The organism is Moorena sp. SIOASIH, assembly GCF_010671925.1.
GTDB lineage: Bacteria > Cyanobacteriota > Cyanobacteriia > Cyanobacteriales > Coleofasciculaceae > Moorena.
The window spans coordinates 801,183-827,932 of the sequence record NZ_JAAHIH010000003.1; the positions used below are offsets into that span (position 1 = coordinate 801,183).

Sequence of the window (26,750 nt, forward strand, 5' to 3'; positions counted from 1 at the left end):
TTGTCGGGTGGCAAAATAGCTTCGATAGAAAGCTAATGGAAAGTCTTAACCGTCACCCTTCAACCTACCCTAAAACGAACACCTGGGTAACAATAACCTTTAACCTTTAACCTGATAACCTTCAACCTAATAACCTTCAATTGGCAAAGATGGTTACTCTGCTAGAAAATCCCTTAAGAGTGGGCTTGCAACAGGAGCGCACGCCAGAACCATTGATTATGGTGATTTATGGCGCGTCCGGAGATTTGACCAAACGCAAGCTCGTACCAGCACTTTACCAGCTTAAACGAGAACGACGTTTACCACCAGAAATTACTATCGTTGGTGTTGCCCGTCGAGAGTGGACTCATGACTACTTCCGGGAACAAATGCGGGAGGGAATTGAGGAATTTTCTGACGGGACTCAATCGGAGGAGTTGTGGCAAGACTTTGCTGATGGCCTGTTTTACTGTTCCGGTGACATGGATAAAGCCGAAAGTTACCAGAAGCTGAAAGCCTTCTTGGCAGAACTCGATGGTAAACGGGGAACACGGGGAAACCGGGTATTTTATTTAGCCGTAGCTCCCAGATTCTTTACAGAAGCCATCCAGCAATTGGGGGCAGCGGGAATGCTGACTGACCCAGTGAAGCAGCGCTTGGTAATTGAGAAACCCTTCGGGAAGGATTTAAGTTCAGCTCAATCTCTCAACCGGGTGGTACAAAGAGTCTGCAAGGAAGAGCAAATTTACCGCATTGACCACTATCTGGGTAAAGAAACTGTTCAGAATCTGTTAGTGTTCCGCTTTGGTAATGCTATCTTTGAGCCGTTGTGGAATCGGCAGTTTGTTGACCATATCCAGATTACCGTAGCCGAATCGGTAGGGGTAGAAGAACGGGCAGGTTACTACGACAAATCCGGGGCACTGCGGGATATGGTGCAGAACCATTTGATGCAGCTATTTTGCCTAACGGCCATGGAAGCTCCCAATGCTTTGGACGCTGACAGTATCCGTACTGAAAAGGTCAAGGTGATTCAAGCTACTCACCTGGCAGATATTCATAATCTAGAAAATTCAGCAGTGCGGGGTCAGTATTCAGCAGGTTGGATGAAAGGCAAACAAGTGCCTGGGTATCGGGAAGAGAAAGGGGTTGACCCGAATTCCACTACCCCCACCTACGTCGCCCTCAAGCTACTGATTGATAACTGGCGCTGGCAAGGAGTTCCCTTTTACTTGCGCACGGGTAAACGACTGCCGAAGAAGGTCAGTGAGATCTCAATTCAGTTTCGTAAAGTTCCCTTAATGATTTTTAAATCTGCTGCTCAGCAGACTAGCCCCAATGTCTTAACCCTGCGCTTGCAGCCTAATGAGGGAATTTCTCTGCGTTTTGAGGCGAAACGGCCAGGACCAGATTTGCGCACCCGCACCGTAGATATGGACTTTAGCTACGGTTCTTCCTTTGGCGTGGCAACCGCTGATGCCTATAATCGGTTGTTACTTGACTGTATGTTGGGGGATCAAACCTTGTTTACCCGTGCTGATGAAGTGGAAGAAGCCTGGCGGGTAGTGACACCAGCCTTAGCAGCTTGGGATGGCCCGGCTGATCCAGCATCCATACCTCAGTATGAAGCAGGAACTTGGGAACCGAAGGAAGCCGAACACCTAATTAATCGGGATGGACGTCGCTGGCGCAGACTTTAAGTTATTTAGTCAGTAGTGACTAATGACTAGTGACTACTGACTAATGACTAGTGAGTAATGACTATTGACAAAAAACAAGTGAATTGCTATGGCTACACAATCTCCTCCGGTGCTTTCGATACAACCACCCAAAGATGTTTCCTTGGGTGAAATTGAAGCGGAACTGCGTCAAATTTGGCAAAGCTATGGTGAAAACGGTGACTCTCCCAGTGCGATCAGGGCAACGACCTTTAGTTTAGTGGTTTATGAACCCGAAGAAACCCAGCAGCTATTAGCAGCACTGGGATATTATTCCGGTCCAATTGATGGTATCGTAGGTCCGCGCATGGTCGCTGCTCTCAAGGCAGCACAGAAAGCCTACGGATTGGAAAGAACTGGTAAAGCAGATGAGGGGACTAAGGCAAAACTACGGGAGGAATACAATGAATCTCTCCAGAAGGGACAGAGACAGAAGAATCTAGAGTATTCCGGTGATTTAGAAGGATTTGGAATTGCCGATGCGATCGCAGCATCTAACCCCTGTCGCATTATTGCCCTTTGTCCTATTGCCGGAGAAGATGAAGGGGTTAAGGCTCAGGTTTCTGCCTCTTGCCCAATTCAAAAGCAAAGCCAGAGTACATTAATATGTTGTGAATACATCACCCTAACTGGCACCGCTGCTGCTTTGGAACGGATTAGCGGTATCATTTCGGAATTGATGTTAGCAGAACTGCCGAAATTCCTCTGGTGGAAGGGAACTCCTGATCCTAATTATGGGTTGTTCCAACGCTTAGCAGGGCTAAGTAATACCGTCATTGTTGACTCAAGTAGCTTTAGCAATCCAGAGGAACAGTTATCACAAATGTGTGAGCTGATCAATCAGGGCACACCAGTGGCTGACCTAAATTGGGCACGGTTGGCAGCATGGCAAGAGTTAACCGCAGAAGCATTTGACCCACCAGAACGTCGTGGGGCAATCTACGAAGTTGATCAAGTTACCATTGATTACGAAAAAGGGAATGAGGCTCAAGCACTGATGTTTCTCAGTTGGTTAGCGTCTCGCTTAGAATGGCTTCCCACCTCTGATATCAAAGAAGGTGGGGATTACGACCTGCGGCGTGTTAAATTTATCAGACCCAACCAGGAACCTGTAGAAGCAGAATTGGCAGCTATTCCCGTAGCCGATGCCGGAGATGTGGCAGGTGATTTGATTAGCCTGCGCTTGGGTTCGACCAATCTGCAAGCTGATTGCTGCACTGTATTGTGTTCACAAACCACAGGTTGTATGCGGATGGAAGCTGGTGGTGGGGCTCAGTCTTGCCGCATTCAGCAGGTATCACCTTTGTTTGACCAAAAGACTGAGTTTTTGCTCTCTCAGCAATTACAACGTTGGGGTCGGGAGATGCTATACGAAGAAAGTATGGCAGTGACCAAGGAAATTTTGAAGTTGACGGTAACAAGTTGAAGTTTTGAACGAAGCCTTGAAGGTTAGCAAGTTGTATCTTTAACCCTTCCATGATAAACTTCAACCTAAAAACCTTGGCCTTTCGGCCACGCTACGCGAACAACCTTCAACTCTTAAATGGCTTTAATCATCGCTGGTGAACGTAGTGGGGTGGGCAAAACAACAGTTACGCTCGCCCTATTATCGTATTTATCCAAGTGTAACTATACAATTCAATCCTTTAAAGTCGGTCCGGATTACATTGACCCGATGTTTCATAAGCGGGTTACTGGACGTCCTTGTCGGAATTTAGACCCAGTATTAACCTCTGAAGGTTATGTTAAAGACTGCTTTTACCGCCATTGCCAGGGAGTAGATTATGCCCTGATTGAAGGGGTGATGGGGTTATTTGATGGAGCATCAGGAAAGGATGATTTTGCCAGTACAGCTCATGTAGCGCGGCTGTTAGACGTGCCAGTGTTATTAGTGTTGGATTGCTCTCGGTTATCTCGTTCCGTCGCTGCGATCGCATATGGCTATCAATCCTTGGATCCCAGAATTACCATAGCTGGGGTAGTATTGAATCGAGTCGGAAGCTCACGGCATTTGGAATTGCTCAAAGATGCTCTGGAACCCTTACACATTCCTGTATTAGGAGAGCTACAGCGTCAGGATAATATAACTATTCCCGATCGGCATTTGGGCTTGATACCTACTGCTGAAATTACTCAACTGGATGCTTTGATTAACCGACTTGCTGATCTAGGACAGAGTTGCTTTAATTGGGAGCATCTTGACTCACAGTTGAAGGTTAAGAGGTTACAGCTTAACTCAAAGTTGAAGGTTGGTAGGTTACAGGTTGAAAGTTCTTCACAGTTGAAGGTTGGCCGGTTACAGGTTGAAAGTTCTCTAGACAACCTGCAACCTATCAACCTTCAACTTGTAACCTCTAATAACCGGCCATCTGCCCTAATCCGAATTGCTGTAGCATGCGATCGCGCTTTTAGTTTCTATTACCAAGACAATCTCGATAGTTTGGAACAGCTAGGAGCAGAGTTAGTGTATTGGAGTCCCCTCACCGATACGACTTTACCTCCTGATGTACAGGGGATGTACTTTGGTGGTGGTTTTCCAGAAGTTTTTGCGGAGCAACTCGCGGCAAATACTAGTGCGCGAGAGTCAGTGCGAACAGCAATAGAGTCAGGAATGCCCACTTATGCTGAGTGTGGCGGATTGATGTATTTAGGGGAGCGGATTACAGATTTTGACGGGAAATCTTGGTCAATGGTGGGGGTATTACCCACGGTTACGGTGATGGGAAAATCCCTTACTTTAGGATATCGACAGGCAACTGCTTTGGTCGATGGACCCTTGTTACCTGCCGGAGCAACGGTTTGGGGACATGAATTTCATCGCTCCCACTTGACAGTCATGCCCTCCAATCCCTTGTTTGAGTTACGGGGATATCACCAGAGAAAAGTTGGAGTTGAAGGTTGGCAAGTCTATCAGCTCCATGCTTCCTATGTTCATCTCCATTGGGGTAGTTGTCTTGAGGTTCCCCTGCGATTTTTGGAACGCTGTCAGCAGTTCACTTTTGAGGGAGTGACAAGTTAGTTTAGGACTACACAGGCAATCAGTCTAGTTTCTTCTTTAAAAGTTTCTCAAATCAACATTTGCCTCTTGCCTCTTGCCTTTTGCCTCTTGCCTCTTGCCTTATTTAACTACTTTTTTATGAGCTATTCCACCAGTACAAAAAAATAATAACGGAAGTGACAACAATGAATTGAAGTACCGAAACCATCAAATATTAGCACTGTTCCCTGTTCCCCGTTCCCTGTTCCCTTGAAAGCAAAATACTATATCTTCAACTATTCTTCCCTTGCTATATTTTCAGGCAACGCAATAATATTCAGTCTTCCTTGTAAATCTTCCCTAGAATTTATCGGAATTAGATGCCCTAGGTAAGGCTGATATTGATATAGTTGATAGCCTCTGTCTCTGAGAAAATCAGCAACAGCTAGGTTACTCCCCCGACTCCCTGCAATATTTTCGTATAGTATCGTTGGGGTAAATTCCGTCAAAATCCTGTTGCTCCCTGCTAAAACTTGCAGTTCGTGACCTTCTGCATCAATTTTCAACAAATCAACCTTGCTAATAGCTTCTTGGCTAATAGCTTCTTGCTCCATCAAGCTATCTAAAGTAAAGCAGGAAACTTCCTCAAAACTACCAGATTTTACAGTTGCTTGTTCATCACTAGAAACAATTTCATTAAGTTCGCTAGCACCATGAAGAGCCAGTTGAGCAGTACCATTGCGATCGCTAGCTGCTCCTGGACACACTTTCACCCAGTCTAACTGATTAATAGTACAGGTTTCTTGTAAACAACGAACACAACCAGAAAACGGTTCAACCGCTAGCACACAACCTTCTGCTCCTACTCGTAAAGCAGCACTGAAGGTGTAGACTCCCACATTAGCACCAACATCAATAACAGTCATCCCAGGTTGGAGCCAGTTGCGCCAAAACTCCATTTCTTTTTCAAACCAATCTCCTTGAGCAATTAACACACTTGTCACCAAACTCCGGAGACTTGGCTCAACCGCTAATAGTAACTGGTCTTCAAAGGTCACATAAGTAAATGAACTTTCAAGCTCCAATTCAGTCCATTCAAACCCGATTAAATCCGAATTTTCGTCCCTAATCTCGCCAGCCCTAGCTAGCCCCATATTTCGCCAATACTTGGCTAAATCTATCTGTCCTAAATCTCGATAAGCGAGGTATAGGGATTGTATAATCCTAGCAGAATATGGAGCCAAATTTTTAGCCTGGTGTAAATTAAATAATCCTTCCCATTGACTATTGATCAGGCTAGCAATTCCCAACTTTAAATGAATAGAGGGGGAATCTGAGAATAGTTGAACAGCAAGATGGATAAATCTTAATCCCGTAGCATTATAAAACACCAATTGTGAGCGACATAAAACCTCACTTAACAAAAAAATTGATTGAGCGTAGCCATCTTCAGCGTCTAGAATGTGAGCCAATTGCTCATACCGATTATCTGTAAAGCCATTTCCAGGAGGTAGATAAACTAGTCCTAGAGGCATGGATTGCTCATTAATATCAGCAGGATGTAGGGTATTAATTAACGTCGGAAATGCTGTTTGTATCCCCTGCTCCATTTCTCCAGTCATGGCGAAAACTAGAGCTAAATGAGCAGCACACAGGGGATGGCCAGACAACTCAATTCCCTGACTCAAAGCCTCAAAAGCCATCTCCAGATACATGGCACGTAGGGATGAATCTTCACATTGCTCAGCTTCAACTAATGCTAATACCGCACAGTTGTTCAACTCTATAGCAGAAGTCGGATTATCCCAAGACGTACTTTCAATACTGGTCTCTACAGTAGATAAAGCCTCTGAATCCAGATTCAGACCAGCACTTTCGAGATATTGCCAATAGGAATCAGCATAATTGACAGACATTTCCGCTTTCTCTCAATAAAGGTTCGCTGTACTGTTTGTAGCTCTAACACACAGTTATGGGCTGATAGGAAAGACGATCAGGATATGTTTTTGTTCACCAATCCATTACGATTACTATATGGATTATCCCACAATCTGATCAACAAACCCCCTCAACTTCTATGAATGCGATCGCTTCAACCCTCGAACCAATTGTCGGAAATTCCAATATCTACACCTGGGAAAACCTAGACCCAAGCTGGCAAGAGCGAATCAAACCAGCCATTGCTCCCGACACCCTTCCCAAAGCTATGGTTTACCCTAGCACACCCGAGCAACTAGCCCAAGTCATAGGTCTCGCTCATTCCCAACATTATCATCTCCTCCCCTGTGGTAACGGCAGTAAATTAGGCTGGGGAGGTATCGTTAAAGACATTGATGTGGTAGTTAGTACCAAGCACCTAAACCAAATCATTGACCACGCCGTAGGAGACTTGACAGTTACCGTAGAAGCCGGAGTTAAAATAGCTGACTTACAAGCTATTTTATCAAAAACCGGACAATTTATAGCATTAGATCCAGCTTATCCCCAAGAAGCGACCATTGGAGGTATTATTGCTACCGCAGACAGCGGCTCCCTAAGTCAACGCTATGGAGGCGTTCGGGATATGTTGCTTGGGATTTCCTTTGTCCGCAGTGATGGACAAATCGCTAAAGCCGGGGGTCGAGTGGTAAAGAATGTGGCTGGATATGATTTGATGAAGCTGTTTACTGGCTCCTATGGCACCCTCGGAATTATCACTCAGGCAACCTTTCGGCTATATCCAATACCAGAAGCAGCAGAAACTATTGTGTTGACAGGTGAAATGGATGGAATTGCCTCAGCTGTAAAAACAGTATTAGCCTCAGGCTTGACTCCCACAGCACTAGACTTATTATCCCCTAAGTTAGTCACAGAATTAGGGATTGGTCAGGACATGGGATTGATGGTAAGGTTCCAAAGTGTAGCAGACAGTGTGAAAGAGCAATGTGCTCGAATACAGTCAGTTGCGGAACAGTTAGGGTTACGGAATAGTTTTTATAGTAACGGGGATGACACCAGTCTATGGGAATCATTAGCAAACTCAATTGGGAAATTGGGACAATCCTCAACAATTGTCTGCAAAATAGGAGTATTACCAACTGCTGCGGCTAAGACATTGAACACCTTGGAAAGCTTAGGAGGATTGGGAGTGATTCATGTTAGAAGTGGCTTAGGTAAAGTGTGGTTTAACTCCGAAGCAGTTAGTTCAGAAATGATTAAAACTATGCGCAGTTATTGTGAATCTGAACAAGGATTTATAACAGTATTAGAAGCTCCCATAATCTTGAAGCAACAGTTAGATATTTGGGGATATCAAGGTAATGGATTAGAGGTAATGCGTGGAATTAAACGAAAGTTTGACCCAGAAAATGTTTTAAGTCCTGGTCGATTTGTTGGAGGAATTTGATTTATGGGTTTTAGGGAGTAGGGAGTAGGGAGTAGGGAGTCGGGAGTAGGGAGTAGGGAGTAGGGAGTAGGGAGTCGGGAGTAGGGAGTAGGGAGTAGGGAGTAGGGAGTAGGGAGTAGGGAGTCGGGAGTAGGGAGTAGGGAGTAGGGAGTAGGGAGTAGGGAGTCGGGAGTAAGGGTAATAAAAATGAATGTACCTCATAAGTATCAGAAACGCTATATCAATCATCAATGATAAATTCCTAATCACCATTCACCAGTAAACCTTAAACCTTAAACCTTCAACATTCCAACCTTAAACCTTAAACCTTCAACATTCCAACCTTAAACCTTAAACCTTCAACATTCCAACCTTAAACCTTCAACATTCCAACCTTAAACCTTCAACATTCCAACCTTAAACCTTAAACATTCCAACCTTAAACCTTAAACATTCCAACCTTAAACCTTCCAACCTTCAACCAAATAACATTCCAACCTTTAAAAAATGACCAATATCCAACAACTAACCACTAATAAGGAAAATGGTTTTGATGCTCAAAAACCGCCGAAGCAGGAATTGATTGATGCCTGCGTTCATTGTGGCTTTTGTCTTTCCACCTGTCCGAGTTACCGGGTGCTTGGGAAAGAGATGGATTCCCCTCGGGGTCGGATCTATTTAATGAATGCAATCAGTCAAGGGCAAGCTCCCCTGGCCGAGGGGAGCACACAACATTTCGATTCTTGTTTGGGATGTTTAGCTTGTGTGACAACTTGTCCATCTGGGGTTGAGTACGATAAACTAATCTCATCCACTCGTCATCAAGTTCAGCGAAATCAGCCTCGTAGTTTTCCAGATTGGATGTTTAGACAGCTAATTTTTAGCTTGTTTCCCTATCCAAAGCGATTGCGTTCATTATTGTTTCCTTTGTATCTCTACCAGACCTTGGGCGTGCAGAAATTAGTGCGCTCTACGAATTGGCTCAAACTGCTATCTCCTCGCTTAGCAGCCATGGAGTCAATGCTGCCAAAGGTTACTCTAGATTCGTTTCAGGATAATTTACCCGATGTAATTCCCCCTGTGGGTAAGAAGCGTTACCGGGTAGGAGTAATACTTGGCTGTGTGCAACGGTTGTTTTTCTCCCCAGTCAATCAAGCAACGGTGCGGGTGTTGACCGCCAATGGCTGTGAGGTGGTGATTCCCAAAACCCAGGGCTGTTGTGCCGCTTTGCCAGAACACCAAGGAGAAACCAAGCAAGCTCAAGCCTTAGCACGACAGATGATAGATAGCTTTGAGGGCACAGAAGTTGATGCCATCATTATTAATGCTGCTGGCTGTGGTCATACCTTGAAGGAGTATGGTCACATCCTGGAAGATGACCCGGAGTATGCCCAAAAAGCTCAGGAATTTGCGGGTAAGGTGAGGGATGCCCAGGAATTTCTAGCTAGTGTGGGACTAACTGCAACCCTTTCACCGCTTAGGGATGAGCCATTGACTATTGTCTATCAGGATGCTTGTCACCTATTACATGGACAGAAGATTAGTGTACAACCGAGACAGTTATTGCGGCAAATTCCAGGAGTGACTTTACGGGAACCGATGGATGCCGCCTTGTGTTGCGGTAGTGCTGGAGTTTACAACATGCTGCAACCGGAAGTAGCGGATGAGCTGGGACAACAAAAGGTAAATAATTTATTGAATACTGGCGCAGAGTTGATTGCTTCCCCGAATCCAGGCTGTTCATTGCAGATCAAGAAGCATTTGAAGCTGCAACGAAAAGACATTACCTTAATGCATCCGATGGAGTTACTGGATTATTCGATACGAGGATTAGGAATTTAGCTTTAGGCACACAAGAACAACTGTCAACAAGTAACTAACTCACACAAGACCTAAGTATCCACCCAATCACCAAACCCAATCCCCCAAACCGCACCCCATGCCAAAACGGTTCCCGTAGACTATTCCAAGAAAACAACTGACTCTCTAAATTCAGCTCCAGGACTTCCAGTTGTTCCTGGATTTGCCTTAACTCAGCCTTTAGGGCTTGTCGATTACTATTAGTATTATTACTTTTAGTCTTGCGCAAGTCTTTCCTAACTTGCTCTCGACGCTCCTGGAGTTGAGCTTGCTGTCGCTGATCCCGCTGCACCTGAGTATAACGTTTCTTGAGAGTATTAAGCGATCGCTCTATCTGACCCAATTCCTCTTCAAACTCATCAACATCTTGTTGATCCTCTCTATTTTTTCCTGAACTACGGTAAGATGAGTGAAACGATTCTGGAGGCATATAGCAATCCTAAATCCTAAGTTAAAATACTCTTGAGTAGGTCAGCACTGACCCACTCCCCCACTCAGCACTCAAAAAACAATGCCTGAATCCATCCAATTCCCCAAAACTGATGCTAAGATCGAACCTAGCACTCTGGAATTGGCTCAAGCCTTAGCAGAGCGTTTGGCGATCAGACCCAATGATTGGCATCGCCTCAAGTCTAATCGCTCCGCCCGAGCCAGTGAGCAGGCTGCTGCTGCTTTGGTATTTCTGCTCAATGAACATCCAGAAGAAGCCCTTGAACGATTGCGCCAAGCCTCTGGATGGCTAGACCGCTCTATTTCAGCTCCCCCGTGTCCAACTCATGGGAAACGCCACCCTTAGGGAAATAGGGGATTAGGAAAATAGAGGGCGCTTAGAGGGATGCTTCACTTGTTTACAAAGCCTAATTTCCGTTCCCTGGTTATTCCAGAGGACTTGATCGAAGATTTGGTGAAGGAGGCTCATGCCCCTACCGCTTTCTGATTCATCGCAGGGTAGGCTAGCGTCGGTAGTCTCTTGGTCGTCACCATGGGTAAAACCAGACCCTTCATCTGAAATTACCCACCAATATTCACCATTGACTACTGAAAATTGAACCTCTACGGTCTTACTTGGGTCTAAATTATTACCGTGCTTTGCTGCATTCACTAATGCTTCTTGTAATCCCAGCCGGAGTTCCGGTTGCCATTTATTGGGAATTTGTTCAAGAAGCAAATCGAGGATCGGGCAAAGGTAAAGGGTAGAAGCAAAGCTAACCGTTTCCCAACCGCACTCAGCCGGACTCAAAGATGTGGCAATCACTCAAGAAACCCCTAGCTTTTTTTTGGTGGACTTGATATAATAGGAGGCTAGATACCTGATTTTGATCGGGTTCCCCCTAAGCACGGCAGAATCGTGCTCAGGGATCACCGGACTAGGAACTCTCGATTTCTTGAGGTTGGCTTCTATATTCAGACATGAAGATTCCTGCTGGCATAGCTAAACTACAACCTCTCTATGGTTAATTATTCTGTTAATTAGTTCAATAGGTTTTTCACTAATGTCGCTGCTTTACCTATTGCTGTACGTATCAGCTCAATGGCCAAAATACTTAAATAGCGCTATAATAGCCATTTAGCGTTACTCATATTCTGTAACCTTGTTTTTTTCTGATTCCCTACGTCTATAGTATCAGAAAATTTTCGCCCAGACCAGACCCTTCTGGGTAATTTCCTCATGAAATACCAGTGAAATAGGTAAATAATTGATGTAGATAATTGAAACTATAGATAAAGAAACTATTTAGATGCCCGTGCAACCGTTGGGTAAGCTGCCAATTCCCCATCACCAATTCCCCATGACTAATCTCGGATTTGCCTTGGGTGTTCCACAATCGAGCAATGTCGATATCAGTGCTCAAGAAAAGCAGCACATTCCACATGGGAGGTTTGAGGAAAGAAGTCAGCAGGTTGGATGTGGGTTAACTGGTAGTAACCGCTGAGGCAAAGGAGTTTGAGGTCTCGTGCTAGGGTAGCTGGCTTACAGCTGATATAAACGATCCGTTTTGGTGCCACTTGCCTGAGGATGTCAATCACTGCTGGAGAACATCCCTTACGGGGTGGGTCAAGTAAGACAATATCTGGCGCTATATTCAACTGGGGGAGTAACTGGTCAACTGATCCCGCCTGAAATTTCACATTAGTGATCCCATTGATCAAGGCATTTTGCTCAGCTTGCTCTACTGATGCGGCTTGCACTTCAATACCGATAGCTTGACTTACCTGTTGAGCAAGGGGTAGAGTAAACGTCCCAATGCCACAGTAAGCATCAACTACACATTCATCCCCCTTCAGGGCTAGCTGTTTAATGATTAGGTTTAACAAAACCTCAGCCGCTTCAGTATTAACTTGGAAAAACGTATCTGGTCGCAGCCGCAACTCAAGACCAGCAAAGTTCTCCCTCAAGTATGGCTGACCGGCAACACAATAGGTTTGGGAACCAAAAATGACATTACTGCGGTGGGGGTTATGATTCACACAAACACCAACCAGTTGGGGATAACGATTTAGCCAAGTTTGCCCTTGGACATCCAAGTCTTTTAAATTCAGATCGGTTGTGACCAAGGTCAGCAACATCTCGCCAGTCCGTTGTCCAATCTGTAACGAAAGGTGACGCAATCGTCCTTGGTGGCGGCTTTCGTTGTATATCGACCATCCCAACTGCTGAATATCCTGCTTAATTTCTGCTAGCAGAGGATTCAATCGCTGGTCTTGCACGGGGCATTGATTAAGATTAATCAGCTGGTGGCTACCTTTTTGGTAGTAACCCGCTTGAACTGAACCCGTTGCTGAGCGTTTGAGGGGATAGGTAGCTTTGTTTCGATAGCCCAAGGGAGAATCTGTGGTTAAGATTGGTGCTACGGCGGGTTCGCTAAATCCACCAATGCGTTTGAGGGCTTGAATCACCTGATTTTGCTTAGCCAACTGCTGATAATCCCAGCTAACATGCTGCCATTGACAACCACCACACTTATCCGCGACGATACATCGGGGACGAACACGATTAGGGGATTCCACTAACAGTTGGTGTAACTTACCAGTGGCATAGTTAGGTTTGACCCGCATCAGGCGCACCAAAGCTCTATCCCCTGTGACAGTATCCGGAACAAAAACGACCCGATTTCCTAGGCGTCCAACGCCATCACCACTATCACTGAGGTCTGTAATCATTACCTCAATCAGTTGACCTTGTTGCCAACACTCAGGGCTGGGCTGATTAGTTATCATCATTGGCATTATATAGCAAAGGGAACAGGGAGTAGGGAGTAGGGAGTAGTGAGATCGGATTCAGTCGATCATGGTGGAAACCGCCTCAGGTGGGCGCACCCGTCGCTACCTGTAGAGTGTATTATTAAGGTATCCTAGTACTTATAGCGTTTTTGCGTAAATCCTGATAGTTTTGTTGTAATGCCAGCTTGAGATGCCAAGAGGGGGCAACGGATGCTTCTAGGGGATGTAAAGGATGGGGGAACAGGGGAAAGAAAATATCGATGACAGCAAGTATGCATCGGTTTTGCTCTATTTGTTCATCTTATGCCCAATGCCCTTCCGTTGTGTTACCCAAAGTCGGTAAACTACTAATTAAAAGTTCTGGCAAGAAGTCCCAAGCTAAAATCTGTAATTTAGCTTGGGATGAATCGCCTGAGTAACTCAATAAAAAACTCCATAAACTAATAACATGAGTGTAGTTAGTCAAGTCATTCTCAAAGCCGACGACGAGCTGAGATACCTCAGCTCTGGTGAACTCAGAAGTATCAATGATTTTTTGCAAAGCGGTGAGCAGCGATTGCGCATTGTTGCCACCCTGTCGGAAAATGAAAAAAAGATTGTACAAAAAGCCAGCAGTCAGCTGTGGCAGAAACGCCCTGACTTCATAGCACCAGGAGGCAATGCCTATGGTCAGCGTGAACGGAATCAGTGTTTACGGGACTATGGTTGGTACTTGCGGTTGGTCACCTATGGTGTACTTGCTGGTGATCAGAAACCTATTGAAGACATTGGTATCATCGGGGCAAGAGAAATGTACAATGCCCTAGGTGTACCAATGGCAGGGATGTCAGAAGCGATAAATTGCTTAAAAGAGGCATCTTTGGCAATCCTCACCGACGAGGAGGCTGAGCTGACAGCTCCTTACTTCGATTACATTATTCAAGCAATGTCTCCTAAGTCCTAAGGTAAGCTATCAGCTATCAGCTATCAGCTAATGCACTACGCGCACGCTACGCGAACAGCTTATGGGCATAGGGCAAGCTACACTGAACAGCTTTTGAATAAAACAGGTAAGCATTGGTTTAATCTCTGTTACCTCAGCTGACAGCTGACAGCTGACAGCTGACAGCTGACCTCCTAACTCATTGGTGATTAGTCATTAGTAATTGGTCATCTAAAAATAGCCAATGGTTAATTGTCAATGGTAAATTAACAATTAACAATTAACAATTAGCCATTAACAATGAACAATTAACAAAAGACTAATGATTAATGACCTCAAATCCCACGCATTGTAGTCGTGGGATTATTTAAATAAAATGTGGTTAATCAAAAAACTTCCCTGGCTTTCATTATCAATTCTTCTTTTAAGCCATAGTATTTTTGGCTGGATGATATCTGTTGACGGTCAGGAATTGAGTTGGGTAGAACACACTACATCAGGATCACATCCTTCCTTATTTAATGAATATTTATGGCTCTGGCTGATCGGAGCAGTTTATATCTTGTTGATGGCTTTGGCTATAACTGCTCCAGTGTATCAGATTAGAAAATTGTACGGGACTTGGATGAAATCTGATGCTAAAGCTTTTGTTTCCGTAATTTTCAGCTCTTTCCTAGCCGTTATCATCCTGCGCTGGATTCATTATTCTAGCCGTATCCTGGTGCTGATTGCTGCTGCTGCCTTAACCAGATTAGATCTTCAAACAGAAGGATACGGTGAATGGCAGGCTTTCTGGATTATCTGTGGGGTTTCTCTAACAGGTTTTAGTGTAGGGTTATTACTAAATCAGTTACTAATAGCAATTATATAGCCATGTTGATAGAGATTAGTGTCGGCTTTTTAGTAATGGGTAATGGGTAATGGGTAATGGGTCATGGGTCATGGGTCATGGGTCATGGGTCATGGGTCATGGGTCATGGCGATCTCCGAGTCGTCAACCTTGGCCTTTCGGCCACGCTACGCGAACAATCCTCAACCTACCCTACACCGAACGCCAAAGGCGAACAACCTTCAAACCTTCAAACCTTCAAACCTTCAAACCTTCAAACCTTCAACCTTCAAACCTTCTAACCTTCAACCTTAAACCTTCAAACCTTCAAACCTTCAACCTTAAACCTTCAAACCTTCTAACCTTCAACCTTAAACCTTCTAACCTTGGCCTATTGGCCACGCTACGCGAACAACCACAAACACTATTAATCTGTCTGGGGCATTTTAATTTTAACTGCTCCTTCTGGTGTGATGATAACTTTACCACCTAGGGCTTCAATTCTACTAATAGCGATTTTGCTAGTGCGAGGGTCAGGGGAGTTATTTAACACCATTGACCAAGCACTTACTTGAGCTATCTTACTAGTAGGATTGCGACTTATAAATTTAGCAGTGTTGCGGGAAATTTCAGCAACGTTTTGACTTTGCGCATCAGGGGATTGACTTGCCCAATCGGCTGATTTTTCAAAGGATTGTTGGGCGGCTTTAGGGTCACCCAAAAATAATAATTCATCAATTCCTTTGTAACGCCAGACATAATAAGACTGAGCTGGAACTTTAGGGGATAGTGACTGGAGTCCTTTTTCCATTAAGGCGACGGATTTTTCTGGCATTCCTGCATATAAGGAGCTACTACTAGATAGAAAGAAATAGGCGGTTAAAAATTTGGGGTCTCGGTTTATAATAATCTCAAAGTACTCTGGGCTAAGCTGATAGCTAGTAATTCGGCGAGCGTCTTGATCACCAAAGTACTGAAGGAAATTCAGAAATACCCAGTCAGCTAATACATTATCGAAGCCAAATGTAGGTAGTCTCTCAAGGAGATTGAGATACACTTGTGTTGCTTCTACGTCTCGCTGGAGGTCTGCGGGTGAGATGTTTTTGGAGCTTTGTTTAAGGGCATTGAGTTGGGGTTGCTGTAGCTTACCAACTGCTAATATACAACCTAGGAGAATTATGATTGCTCCTAGGGATTGGGTTAGTCTTTGAGGAAATTGCCAAGGCATCTGTCTAAGATGAAGCATAAAGGCTGAAGTATCAAGTACCTAGGAGACTATCAAAATATTCCCACTTTACTCTCAATTAACTCTGAGGGTAACTCCTTGAGAAACTGAGAAGGGTTAGCCGGTTCCCGATTCCCATAAAAGCGTCGCTCATGAGCATGGGACAAAAACAGTTGTTCCTGAGCGCGAGTAATCCCTACATAACACAAACGCCGTTCTTCCTCCAACGCGACAGGATCCCTAAGACTACGACTGTGAGGAAACAGTCCTTGCTCTAGACCGACTAGAAAGACAATGGGAAATTCTAGCCCTTTAGCAGAATGAAGGGTCATTAAAGAAACTGCTTTTTTGCCCTCTTCCAGGTTATCCATGTCAGAGGCAAGAGTTGCATTAGCAAGAAACCCTTCTAAACTCGTTTCTTCGTTTTCTTCTTGAAATTGCTGGACTGCATTAAACAATTCCACAATATTTTCCAATCGATTCTCAGCTTCTTCAGTGCCTTTGTTTCTTAAATCTCCAATATAACCAGACTCCTCCATAATCCCTTTGAGAATCTCTAATGCCGATCGCTCTTCCAATTGCTGCTGCCATTGAGACATAAGCTGAGCAAATTTCTTTACTGCTTTAGCTGACCGTCCAGCAAATGTATGAACTGAGGTCTCATCACTGATAATTTCCCACAGGGGAACTCCTAATTCTTGGGCAGCTGCAACCAGATTGTTAATGGTAGTTTGTCCAATTCCTCGTCGAGGAGTATTGATAATGCGCAATAAACTAACAGTATCGGATGGGTTTGCGATCGCTCTGAGGTAAGCGAGAGCATCTTTAATTTCTTTACGGTCATAGAACTTTAACCCACCAACTACAGTATAGAGAATATCCGCTCTGATCAAAACGTCTTCAAAGGCACGGGATTGAGCATTAGTACGATAAAGAATAGCAAAACTGCCGCCATCCAGTTCTGGATTGTGTCGTTTTAGCTGGATAATTTGACTGACTACAAACTGAGCTTCTTCCAATTCGTCATCAGCGGCAAAACAATAGATTTTTTCCCCGATACCCCGTGTTGCTCGCAGAACTTTATCAATCCGCTGGGTATTCTTTTCGATCAGGTGGTTAGCAGCTTGAAGAATATTTTCCCTAGAGCGATAGTTTTCTTCTAGCTTGACCATAGTGCGAGTATCTTGGTCCGGTAAACCATCACCAAAGTCTTGCTGAAAATCCAGAAGGATGGTGAAGTCTGCCATTCGGAAACTGTAGATAGAGTTATGAGTAAGCAATCCATCGCTAAAGTAGACATGGTGCTTCTCTACCTCTAGGCTATACACCAAGCCACTGTATTCCTGACGCTGAATCCTAATTGGTTTCCAAACCACTGTTTTGCCACCCTGATAGACAGCTATATCCATCAGTTCTGGTAATAAATTAATCGCTGCTAGCTCGATAGTACTTTTACCCCGTCTACCTTGATAGGCAATGTCAGGGCTGTAAATGGGGTAGTTTGGGTCGAGTCCAAAGTCTTGAAGACAGGAAATCCCCCGTTCTGGTAACACATCACCCAGTGCATTAAATAACTGCTCCAGCATCTGACGGGTGTACTCAGTGGCACCATTAATTGGTTCAAACGGGGCAGTGGGAATACCGTAGCGAGCGGCAATATAAGACACTTTGAAGGAAGCTTCTGTCCTATTGTCGGTTGCTACCAGAATCCAAGCGGCATCTGCTTTCTCAACCCTGGCTCGATAGCCTAACTGAAATCCACCATCGCTTTTAAATAGCTTGCACCATCCGACTCGGTACCACTGACCTCGGCGGATTAGGTAGACAACATGAGTCTTTTCCTTAGCTTGCTGATTCCACCGGATTGGCCATCGATGGTTTGGTGTGGAGCGAGTAGTTTGGCTATCAACCGTTACCTCAATCAGATGGCCACTAAAAGGACGACTGGCTTTGTTGAAACGATAACCTTCGACTCTGCCAACTACTGCAGAAGAATGAGGGTTATAGCTGACTAACCGATGTTGATTTGGGTCTAGTGCTTCGATGGGAACATATCCTTCAGTAGTGAGTACTTGAGTACCTGGTGGCTGACACTGGTCTGCATCCCCTACTACAAAAACTGAGCGATTCTGCCAATCCCACTGACTCTTTCGAGTTTCGCCATTGGTAGTCAACAAGCGAATCAGTTCATACTGAATCCGATTGGTATCTTGATACTCATCCACTAAAATGTGATAAAATTGCTGATGCCAGTAGCTCAAGACCGACTCATTCTGTTGGAATAGCCTCATTGGCACTAAGATGAGGTCATCAAAGTCCAAAGCATTGTTAGCAGCTAACTGCTCTTGGTAGTGACTATAGACATCAGCAATCACTCGTCCCCGGAAATTGGACTGTTCTCGCTCAAACTGCTGGGGAGAAAAACCACGATTTTTGGCATTGCTGATGGCATAGCGCACAGAACGGGGGTTAAATTTGTGGTCATCAAGATTTAAGGTTTGAGTGACAATGGTTTTAACCAGGGTCTGGGCATCGGATTCGTCAAAGATGGAAAAGTTCCGATTCCACTTCCGTCCCTGATCATCTTCATATTTATTGATATCGAAGCGAAGAATCCGAGCAAACAGACTGTGGAAGGTGCCAATCCACAACGGTTTGGTGATAGTTTTGTAAACACGCGATCGCAACTGGGTTTGTTGGTCTTCTGGCAGAAGCTCCAACCGTTGACCATACTTCTGTTCCGCCAGCTGCTGAGCAAATATTTGCTCAATCCGCCCTTTCATTTCCCGTGCAGCTTTGTTAGTGAACGTCACTGCGAAGATATTTTCTGGTGAGACCTTGTGTTTGAGAATCAGATTAGCAATACGATAGGTCAAGGCTCGGGTTTTGCCAGACCCTGCACCAGCAACGACTAACAACGGACCGCAGAAATGTTCAACGGCTTGAAGTTGGGAAGGGTTGAGGTGGCTCAGGAAATCAGGGGTTGTACTCATAGGGGCGGATAAAATGCGATCACAGATCTAGCTAGATCTATTTATCTTATAGCTGAGGCTATTCTAATGTTTAGTTTTTCCACTGTAATTCTAAACATCCCATGATCTAGCAGGGCTCAATGGTTAATCAACACTTTCCCGATTCCCGACTCCCGATTCTAACTTCTAACTTCTAACTTCTAACTTCTAACTTCTAACTTCTAACTTCTAACTTCTAACTTCCCGATTCCCGATTCCCGATTCCCGATTCCCTATCTTGAGTAGATGGTTTACACACGCCCCCTCGCTCGCTTAATTGAAGAGCTACAACGCCTGCCTGGAGTTGGTCCAAAGACTGCCCAACGACTAGCCCTTCATATCCTCAAGCGTCCAGCACCAGAAGTCAAAGCCTTAGCGCAAGCATTGGTGGAAGCCAAACAACAAGTTGGTTTCTGTAGAGTATGCTTTCACTTGTCTGCTGAACCGGTCTGCCAAATTTGCCGCAATTCCAACCGGGACGAGAAGACTATCTGTGTAGTTGCCGACTCAAGGGATGTGATTGCCATTGAAAAAACCCGCGAGTACCGAGGTAAATACCACGTTCTGGGAGGAGTGATCTCCCCCATGGATGGCATTGGTCCAGAACAACTCCATATCCAGCAACTTGTACAACGAGTCAGCCAGAAAACGATTCAAGAAGTCATTTTAGCTATCAATCCCAGTGTAGAAGGGGAAACAACCACACTATATATAGGTCAACTGATCAGGCCGTTTACCAAAGTGACCAGGATTGCCTTTGGTTTACCGATGGGGGGAGACCTAGAATATGCAGATGAAGTCACCCTAGCTAGAGCCTTAGAAGGACGCCGCGAGTTGGACTAAAAATTAGTGAAGGATGAAGTATGAAGTAAGAAGATACTTCATCCTTCATACTTCCATAAATTACTTCAACTTTTGCTTAATAAAGGTTACCAGCTGACCTAACTGTTTCTTCAAGGCATCAATTTCCTTCTGCATTTTGGCCACCTTTGCCTTCAACTGCGCAATTTCCTGAGCTGATTCGACCGATGACTCAGCGGTAGCTGCACTAACTGCTGCTGCTGCAGGAGTTGCTGGTCGCTTCTTAGCCTTTTGCATAGATTCTTTGATAGCTTCGGTCAGCTGCTTTTTATTAAAAGGCTTTTCAATAAACGCAAAATAATTAAAAGGTTCTTTAATTTTAGCAGTTACCTCTTCCTTTCTGCCTGACATTAATACGAGAGGTATTGTTTGTAATTTAGGATCACTTTTAAGTTCCTTAAAAATATCAAATCCACTCATTTTGGGCAGGATAAAATCTAACATGATAAAGTTAGGTTCTGCCTGGCGAATTAAATTAATTCCCTCCACCCCATCTTTAGCTTCGAGGACTTCAAACCCCTTAGGTAACATCTCTTTGACATGCTTGCGGATTACCGTACTATCATCGATTACCAGGATTTTATGACTTGCCACGACTGACTCCTTTCCAAGGTAGTTTGAGTTAATTTTAAAAAAACAAATGTTGAATGAAGCGACTGTGGCCGACTCCAGAGGCTAATGTGGACACCCTAACTTAGGATCAGGGGAGTGCCAGTTTGCCTAGCGATGATCGACAAGTCACGACCTACCCAACTAAGATAACTCAGCCCTATCAATCTATAGCCATACCCATATAAAAAGGTGTGGGAGATGTGACAACCTATTCCTACTTAGTGCCATTCTAGGGGAACATCCTACACCCATTCGGGATGAACGGGTGTTGAGGCTCCCCCGGTCACCCCTAATATCAAGTCTGGTTGAATACCCATAATTAAGGGACCCGGGCGCGGGGAGGGTGGGGAGGGTGGGAAGTGTGGGGAGATGGGGAGATGGGGAGGGTGGGGAGATAGGGAGATGGGGAGATGGGGGAAATTTTTATTAAGGGTAATTATCCCGACATGATATAAGCGATCGCATTCCGATGCAAAGTACTTGGTCTGGTTCAGTTACGATTAACCAGTTCCTATTACGGCCTAATTTCCCCCTACACCTGATCAGCCCACACCCCAACCAGACACTGATTTCTCGGTGTAATCAAAACAACTTAACTGCCAATCTTTTCTTTCGACAACCAACGAGGCAAAGTAACCCGGCGCAGGGGTTAGACCAGCGATAGACCAACGGTAAACTGCCTGAGGGTCTTTGTTGATGCTCAGCAAGGCAGTCGGTTCAGCTGGATTTACAGAAACTTCGACCTGTTCCAAGCCAGCTAGTCCTTCACCAATAGCTTTGAGATAGGCTTCCTTACTCGTCCATCCCTGGAAAAATGCCTTATGCTTTTGCTCCTCAGACACAGAACAAATCACGGCATACTCTTGGGGGGAAAAGAAACGTTGAGCGAGTTGCTCAGCATCTGGCATTGGTCGCAGATATTCTAGGTCAACGCCAATCCGCTGATCCTGGGTAATAGCATACAGAATTAGTCCATGAGAGTGAGAAACATTAAAACGGAGTCTTTTGCCCCCACAAGTTTCCTTGAGTGCTGGCTTGCCCCGCTTTCCATAACAAAACTCCACTTGGCGTGGGTTCATGCCCAAATAGCGACCTAAGATTTGGCGAAGAAGACCCCGACCTGCTATAAAATGCTTCCGATCCCGCTCAAAGTAAAATCGCTCAGCTCTTTGCTGCTCGTCCTCAGAAAGAGTGGTTGCCAATTTCTCAATCAATACTCCACTCAGCTCCAACTGCGCACGCCAGAGATGGACATCATGGTTCAATAGTTGTAAATCTGTTGGGGGAATTAGCCACACTGGGGTCATGGTTCAAGAAAAACTCATAAAGATTAGTAGTTTCACAGTTACACCCAATAGTCACATTTGATAAATTTAATAATTTTTACAGATACTCAACAAGTTGGCTTACTATTAAAGTTAATGTAAAGATGTTAAGCTTCCATGAGCTTTCCCAATAAATTTAACAAAGAATCGCGGAATTCCCCAAGCTCTACGTTCGCGTAGCGTGGCCTAGGGCAAAGTAGGTTGGGGATGGATAGCGAGCCAAGTATTTAGCTTATACCTTGACATTTTAATGCAAAATACATATAATATTAAGCAAGGTCGATAACGAGGTTGAGTGCAGTGAAACATAAAGCCGTCAAAGTTAGGATTTATCCCACGAAAGAGCAAGTTCAAGTGTTAGCTCAACATTTCGGTTGTGCTCGTTGGTGGTGGAACTATGCCCTAAATCAGTGTATAGAAACCTACAAAGAAACTGGAAAAGGCTTGAAACAATCTGCACTCAATTCTATGTTACCGAAACTCAAAAAACAAAAAGAAACTGAATGGCTGAAAGATTGTTACTCTCAGGTTTTACAATCTGTGAGTCTTAATCTTAGTCGTGCTTACCAAAATTTCTTTGAAGGTAGAGCCAAGTATCCCAGGTTCAAATCATACCATCACCGTCAGTCAATTAATTTTCCCCAAAACGTAAAACAGGTAGGCGATTTCCTTAAATTTCCTGGAAAGTTGGGAGTTGTAAAGGCGGTAATTCATCGCCCACTAGACGGAGAAATCAAGACTGTAACAGTCAGTAAAACTCCTTCTGGAAAGTATTATGCTTCTGTTCTAATCGAGTATGAAAACCCTCGCGGAGCGGCTCGGAAAGCTCTAGGAGCAAAGTCGTCTACGACGACAGGGAAGGTAATCGGGATTGATTTGGGGATCAAGGATTTTGCGATCACCTATGACGGCGAAAAGACCTCTAAGTTTGGGAATCCCAAGCATCTAGCTAAGTACGAAAAGAAACTAGCCAAAAAACAACGTATTGCTGCCCGAAAGAAAAAAGGCAGTAGTGGACGTAGAAATGCCAGAAAGATTGTAGCTAAGGTATACGAACGGATTGGAAATGTCCGCCAAGACTACCTACACAAATTATCCAGAAAGATAGTGAATCATAATCAAGTAGTGGTAGTCGAAAACCTAAATGTCAAGGGCATGGTTCGTAACCATAAATTAGCTAAAGCAATTTCTGATCTGGGCTGGGGAACCTTTGTAAATTTCCTATCTTATAAATGCGAAAAAGAAGGGAAAGTATTGGTAGAGATAAATCGGTGGTTCCCCAGTTCTAAAACCTGCTCTAATTGTCATTACCAAATCAAAGAGTTGCCGCTTGATGTAAGAGCTTGGACTTGTCCAAGTTGTGGAACTCACCACGACAGAGATGGCAATGCGGCAAAGAATATTAGAGCAGAAGGGATCAGGATGCTATCCTCCTCTGGGACGGGGGAGGTCAACGCCAATGGAGAAGAAGTAAGACCAAGACGTGGACGCCCGTCCAAGTTAAGGCATTCTTCCGTGAAGTTGGAAGCCCCGACCTCAGGAGAAGTAGGTCGGGGTAGTTCACTTACTCCAAAGAACCTCAAACCCGTAAAATAGATCAGCTTTGTATAGGGAATAGATAGAGCCTATGAGTTTTCTCCCATCTCCATCTAATCAAGAATCAACCTTCCCAGCTACTTCTGACCTGTTTCTGCGCCATCGACTTAAAATTGTAGAGGATTTGTGGGAATCTGTTCTCCTATCTGAATGTGGTCAGGAACTGGTCGATTTACTCAAGCAACTGCGGGAATTGTGTTCTCCAGAAGGGCAAGCCACTGAAGATCCTCAATCCTCAGTAGCTGATTTAATCAAGCAGCTTGACCTTAATGAGGCTATCCGGGCATCACGAGCCTTTGCTCTATACTTTCAGCTGATCAATATTGTCGAACAACATTATGAACAACGAAATCAACAACTCTCAAGACGCCGCTCTTACCGAAGAAGCACTGAACCTGAGTTAAGCCCCTTCGGCCAAGGTATTTTAAAAAATGGTAATTCCTCTTTCTCAACTGTTGTAACTGTTGACAAAGAGGTGGAAATAGGCAATGAGGTTACTCAACCAGGGGGTGCCGTTACCAATGTTATCGAAAAGAGCCACCAGGAAAACCAAGGATCCGAAAGAAAATTAGGGCTACTGGATTGGTTATTTCCCCATTTACACAAGCAGAATGTGCCACCAGGTCAAATTCAGCGGCTGATTGACAATCTTGATATTCGCTTGGTTTTCACAGCTCACCCCACAGAAATCGTTCGTCGTACCATTCGGGGTAAACAGCGACGGATGGCTAAGATTCTGGAACAATTAGACCAAGCGGAGCAAACCTATGGTACCTTAGGAATCACTTCGTCCTGGGAGGTGACTGAATGTAGCCAAAAGCTCATGGAAGAAATTCGCCTGTGGTGGCGCACCGATGAGCTACATCAGTTTAAGCCGGGAGTACTTGATGAGGTAGATTACACTCTTCACTACTTCCACGAAGTACTGTTTGATACAATACCCCAATTGTATAGTCGTTTCAAGCAAGCGTTGAAGGGTTCATTCCCCTGGCTGAACCCACCCGCTAAGAACTTCTGTCATTTTGGCTCTTGGGTAGGGTCAGACCGGGATGGTAATCCGTTTGTCACTCCCCAAATTACCTGGCAAACTGCCTGCTATCAGAGGAATTTGGTGCTGGGGAAATATATAAATGAGGTTAGCCATCTGACCGAATTATTGAGCCTGTCGTTGCACTGGTGTGATGTCCTACCGGAACTGTTGGACTCTCTAGAACAAGACCGCTCTCAATTGCCAGAGGTTTACGAACAGCTCGCCATTCGCTATCGGCAAGAACCCTATCGACTTAAACTGACCTACGTTAAGCAAAAACTGGAAAACACCCGTGAGCGAAACCAACAGCTTGCCAATGGTATGCCTGTACCAGATGAGATGGCTAATGGTAAAAGCTGGAGTTTTTACCGCTCTGGAGAAGAATTCTTGGCAGAACTAAAGCTGATTGAGAGTAATCTGGTGGAAACCGGGTTGAACTGTCGTGAGTTAGACAATTTAATCTGTCAGGTGGAAATTTATGGCTTTTACCTGGCTCACCTAGATATTCGCCAGGAAAGTTCTCGCCACTCAGAAGCCCTGAGTGAAATTGCTGAGTACCTGCAAGTTTTGCCTAAGCCCTACAACTTGCTATCGGAATCCGAAGCATGCTTGTGGTTAACCGCTGAGTTGCGAACCCGACGTCCATTAATCCCAGCAGAACTGCCATTTTCGGAGAAAACCTGCGAGACTATCGAAACCTTCCGGATGGTGCGGCAGCTGCAACAAGAGTTTGGTCCCCAAATCTGCCAAACCTACATCATCAGCATGAGTCACACGGCCAGCGATTTGTTGGAAGTCCTCTTGTTGGCGAAGGAAGCTGGTCTGTATGACCCAGCCACTGGTCAAAGTACCATTCGCGTAGTGCCACTGTTTGAAACAGTCGAAGACCTCAAGCGTGCTCCAGCAGTAATGAAATCCCTGTTTGAGCTACCCTTGTATCGTGCTAGTTTGGCTGGTGGATATCAACAGTTGCAGGTTAGCCAATTAAACCTACCCTACTCGAACGCTAAAGGCGAACAACCAAATAACCCTGGCCTTTCGGCCACGCTACGGGAACAAGCTTTAACCTCTCCTAACTTACAAGAGGTAATGCTCGGCTACTCCGACAGTAACAAAGATTCTGGCTTCCTCAGTAGCAACTGGGAAATCCACAAAGCTCAGAAAGCCTTAGAGCACGTGGCCCAAGAGTACGGTATTGTTTTACGGATCTTCCATGGTCGTGGTGGTTCAGTCGGTCGTGGTGGTGGTCCATCTTATGAAGCTATCCTGGCGCAACCAGGTCGCAGTATCAATGGGCGAATCAAAATTACGGAACAGGGGGAAGTCCTTGCTTCTAGGTACTCTCTTCCAGGACTAGCGCTCTATCATCTGGAAACAATAGCCACAGCAGTGATTCAAGCTAGCTTACTAAATAATGGCTTTGATGATATCCAGCCCTGGAATGAAATTATGGAGGAGTTAGCTCAGACCTCCCGTACCCATTACCGAGCTCTGATTCACGAGCAACCGGATCTGGTAGATTTCTTCCATCAAGTGACACCAATTCAAGAAATTAGCCAGTTGCAAATTAGTTCTCGACCTGCACGGCGTAAATCAGGGAAGAAGGATTTAAGCAGTCTGCGGGCCATTCCTTGGGTCTTTAGCTGGACTCAAAGCCGCTTCCTGCTACCGAGCTGGTACGGTGTTGGCACTGCCCTACAAAGCTTTGTAGATCAGGATCCAGAGGAAAATATCAACCTATTGCGCTGTTTCTACTCAAAATGGCCCTTCTTCAAAATGGTCATTTCCAAAGTAGAGATGACCTTAGCCAAAGTGGATCTACAAATTGCTGACCACTATGTCAAGGAACTTTCCAACCCTGAAGACCTGGAACGCTTCGAGCATTTGTTTGAGCAAATTGCCAAGGAATTTAACCTTACCTGCAACTTAGTCCTGACGATCACAGGACACCAAACACTGCTAGATGGCGACCCAAATTTACAACGGTCTGTACAGTTGCGTAATGGTACCATCGTCCCCTTAGGATTTTTACAGGTATCTTTGCTCAAACGCCTACGTCAACATAGCAACCAGGTAACATTGGGTGTGGTTCAATCCCGGTATAGTAAGGGAGAGTTACTACGAGGAGCCTTATTGACGATCAACGGTATTGCTGCTGGTATGCGTAATACTGGCTGACCTGTAAAGAATGGAAAATGAAGGATGAAGGATGAAGGATG

The 26,750-nt window shown here is 44.8% G+C and carries 23 protein-coding genes; 12 read left to right on the top strand and 11 right to left on the bottom strand.

Translation table 11 applies throughout. The features are described from left to right. The first annotated feature begins 149 nt into the window (after nucleotides 1-149). From zwf to F6J90_RS18820, 3 genes are all read left to right on the top strand, one after another. Nucleotides 150-1,679, top strand: coding sequence for a glucose-6-phosphate dehydrogenase (zwf, locus tag F6J90_RS18810; RefSeq protein ID WP_293096696.1), 1,530 nt, complete (start codon nucleotides 150-152; stop codon nucleotides 1,677-1,679). Nucleotides 1,680-1,767: 88 nt separating this feature from the next. Next, entirely contained in the window at nucleotides 1,768-3,123 is a 1,356-nt protein-coding gene (gene opcA, locus F6J90_RS18815; RefSeq protein ID WP_293096698.1) for a glucose-6-phosphate dehydrogenase assembly protein OpcA, read from the top strand. Between the two features lie 117 nt (nucleotides 3,124-3,240). After that, nucleotides 3,241-4,716 (top strand): cobyrinate a,c-diamide synthase, encoded by a 1,476-nt coding sequence (locus tag F6J90_RS18820; RefSeq protein ID WP_293096701.1) that lies wholly within the window; start codon nucleotides 3,241-3,243, stop codon nucleotides 4,714-4,716. Between the two features lie 254 nt (nucleotides 4,717-4,970). On the opposite strand, the gene F6J90_RS18825 is transcribed toward F6J90_RS18820, so the two are convergent. After that, nucleotides 4,971-6,590 carry an FkbM family methyltransferase gene (locus F6J90_RS18825; protein WP_293096703.1) on the bottom strand — a complete coding sequence of 540 codons (1,620 nt, stop codon included), beginning with the start codon at nucleotides 6,588-6,590 and terminating at the stop codon, nucleotides 4,971-4,973. A gap of 161 nt (nucleotides 6,591-6,751) precedes the next feature. Between F6J90_RS18825 and F6J90_RS18830 the strand changes: the two genes are divergently transcribed. Beyond that, on the top strand, nucleotides 6,752-8,059 hold the full coding sequence (locus F6J90_RS18830; protein WP_293096706.1) for an FAD-binding oxidoreductase: 1,308 nt from the start codon (nucleotides 6,752-6,754) through the stop codon (nucleotides 8,057-8,059). Here the strand turns inward: F6J90_RS18830 and F6J90_RS18835 are convergent. Continuing rightward, nucleotides 8,027-8,260 (bottom strand): hypothetical protein, encoded by a 234-nt coding sequence (locus F6J90_RS18835; protein WP_293096709.1) that lies wholly within the window; start codon nucleotides 8,258-8,260, stop codon nucleotides 8,027-8,029. The genes F6J90_RS18830 and F6J90_RS18835 overlap by 33 nt on opposite strands. Before the next feature lie 285 nt (nucleotides 8,261-8,545). On the opposite strand from F6J90_RS18835, the gene F6J90_RS18840 reads away from it, so the two are divergent. Continuing rightward, nucleotides 8,546-9,880 carry a heterodisulfide reductase-related iron-sulfur binding cluster gene (locus F6J90_RS18840; protein WP_293096711.1) on the top strand — a complete coding sequence of 445 codons (1,335 nt, stop codon included), beginning with the start codon at nucleotides 8,546-8,548 and terminating at the stop codon, nucleotides 9,878-9,880. A 34-nt stretch (nucleotides 9,881-9,914) separates the two neighbouring features. Here F6J90_RS18840 and F6J90_RS18845 read toward each other — a convergent pair whose 3' ends face one another. Further along, nucleotides 9,915-10,328 (bottom strand): DUF2203 domain-containing protein, encoded by a 414-nt coding sequence (locus tag F6J90_RS18845; protein ID WP_293096714.1) that lies wholly within the window; start codon nucleotides 10,326-10,328, stop codon nucleotides 9,915-9,917. Nucleotides 10,329-10,409: 81 nt separating this feature from the next. Between F6J90_RS18845 and F6J90_RS18850 the strand changes: the two genes are divergently transcribed. Then, nucleotides 10,410-10,694, top strand: coding sequence for a DUF6439 family protein (locus F6J90_RS18850; protein WP_293017400.1), 285 nt, complete (start codon nucleotides 10,410-10,412; stop codon nucleotides 10,692-10,694). 12 nt (nucleotides 10,695-10,706) lie between these two features. Here the strand turns inward: F6J90_RS18850 and F6J90_RS18855 are convergent, their stop codons facing one another. The 4 genes from F6J90_RS18855 to F6J90_RS18870 all read right to left on the bottom strand — a co-directional run bounded on the left by F6J90_RS18855 (nucleotide 10,707) and on the right by F6J90_RS18870 (nucleotide 13,544). Beyond that, complete coding sequence (locus F6J90_RS18855; protein WP_293096716.1) at nucleotides 10,707-11,153, bottom strand: anti-sigma regulatory factor; 447 nt, start codon at nucleotides 11,151-11,153, stop codon at nucleotides 10,707-10,709. A 412-nt stretch (nucleotides 11,154-11,565) separates the two neighbouring features. Then, nucleotides 11,566-11,751 (bottom strand): hypothetical protein, encoded by a 186-nt coding sequence (locus F6J90_RS18860; RefSeq protein ID WP_293096719.1) that lies wholly within the window; start codon nucleotides 11,749-11,751, stop codon nucleotides 11,566-11,568. Then, on the bottom strand, nucleotides 11,741-13,126 hold the full coding sequence (rlmD, locus tag F6J90_RS18865) for a 23S rRNA (uracil(1939)-C(5))-methyltransferase RlmD (RefSeq protein ID WP_293096722.1): 1,386 nt from the start codon (nucleotides 13,124-13,126) through the stop codon (nucleotides 11,741-11,743). Before rlmD ends, F6J90_RS18860 begins: the two co-directional genes overlap by 11 nt. A gap of 295 nt (nucleotides 13,127-13,421) precedes the next feature. Next, nucleotides 13,422-13,544, bottom strand: a complete 123-nt coding sequence (locus tag F6J90_RS18870; RefSeq protein WP_293096724.1) for a hypothetical protein — start codon at nucleotides 13,542-13,544, stop codon at nucleotides 13,422-13,424. A 24-nt stretch (nucleotides 13,545-13,568) separates the two neighbouring features. Between F6J90_RS18870 and apcD the strand changes: the two genes are divergently transcribed. The 3 genes from apcD (at nucleotide 13,569) to F6J90_RS18885 (ending at nucleotide 15,364) form a co-directional block, all read left to right on the top strand. Continuing rightward, the gene (gene apcD, locus F6J90_RS18875) at nucleotides 13,569-14,063 is read left to right on the top strand and encodes an allophycocyanin subunit alpha-B (protein ID WP_293096727.1); all 495 of its coding nucleotides are present in this window, start codon (nucleotides 13,569-13,571) and stop codon (nucleotides 14,061-14,063) included. Between the two features lie 427 nt (nucleotides 14,064-14,490). Further along, a complete protein-coding gene (locus F6J90_RS18880; RefSeq protein WP_293096730.1) occupies nucleotides 14,491-14,913 on the top strand; it encodes a hypothetical protein in 423 nt (140 codons plus the stop codon). Nucleotides 14,914-14,962: 49 nt separating this feature from the next. Further along, complete coding sequence (locus F6J90_RS18885) at nucleotides 14,963-15,364, top strand: hypothetical protein (RefSeq protein ID WP_293096733.1); 402 nt, start codon at nucleotides 14,963-14,965, stop codon at nucleotides 15,362-15,364. On the opposite strand, the gene F6J90_RS18890 is transcribed toward F6J90_RS18885, so the two are convergent. After that, the gene (locus tag F6J90_RS18890) at nucleotides 15,299-16,117 is read right to left on the bottom strand and encodes a hypothetical protein (RefSeq protein ID WP_293096735.1); all 819 of its coding nucleotides are present in this window, start codon (nucleotides 16,115-16,117) and stop codon (nucleotides 15,299-15,301) included. The two genes, F6J90_RS18885 and F6J90_RS18890, sit on opposite strands and share 66 nt — an antisense overlap. A 32-nt stretch (nucleotides 16,118-16,149) precedes the next feature. Further along, a complete protein-coding gene (locus F6J90_RS18895; RefSeq protein WP_293096736.1) occupies nucleotides 16,150-19,089 on the bottom strand; it encodes a UvrD-helicase domain-containing protein in 2,940 nt (979 codons plus the stop codon). 264 nt (nucleotides 19,090-19,353) lie between these two features. Here F6J90_RS18895 and recR point away from each other — a divergent pair, with 264 nt between their 5' ends. After that, nucleotides 19,354-19,950: a recombination mediator RecR gene (recR, locus tag F6J90_RS18900; RefSeq protein ID WP_293096739.1), complete on the top strand. Its 597-nt coding sequence runs from the start codon at nucleotides 19,354-19,356 to the stop codon at nucleotides 19,948-19,950. Between the two features lie 60 nt (nucleotides 19,951-20,010). On the opposite strand, the gene F6J90_RS18905 is transcribed toward recR, so the two are convergent. Continuing rightward, a complete protein-coding gene (locus F6J90_RS18905) occupies nucleotides 20,011-20,562 on the bottom strand; it encodes a response regulator (RefSeq protein ID WP_293096741.1) in 552 nt (183 codons plus the stop codon). A gap of 560 nt (nucleotides 20,563-21,122) precedes the next feature. After that, nucleotides 21,123-21,887 (bottom strand): 4'-phosphopantetheinyl transferase superfamily protein, encoded by a 765-nt coding sequence (locus F6J90_RS18910; protein WP_293096743.1) that lies wholly within the window; start codon nucleotides 21,885-21,887, stop codon nucleotides 21,123-21,125. Nucleotides 21,888-22,205: 318 nt separating this feature from the next. On the opposite strand from F6J90_RS18910, the gene F6J90_RS18915 reads away from it, so the two are divergent. Further along, nucleotides 22,206-23,501, top strand: coding sequence for an RNA-guided endonuclease TnpB family protein (locus F6J90_RS18915; RefSeq protein WP_293097831.1), 1,296 nt, complete (start codon nucleotides 22,206-22,208; stop codon nucleotides 23,499-23,501). A gap of 31 nt (nucleotides 23,502-23,532) precedes the next feature. Beyond that, nucleotides 23,533-26,709 carry a phosphoenolpyruvate carboxylase gene (locus tag F6J90_RS18920; protein ID WP_293096745.1) on the top strand — a complete coding sequence of 1,059 codons (3,177 nt, stop codon included), beginning with the start codon at nucleotides 23,533-23,535 and terminating at the stop codon, nucleotides 26,707-26,709. The last annotated feature ends 41 nt before the right edge of the window (nucleotides 26,710-26,750 follow it).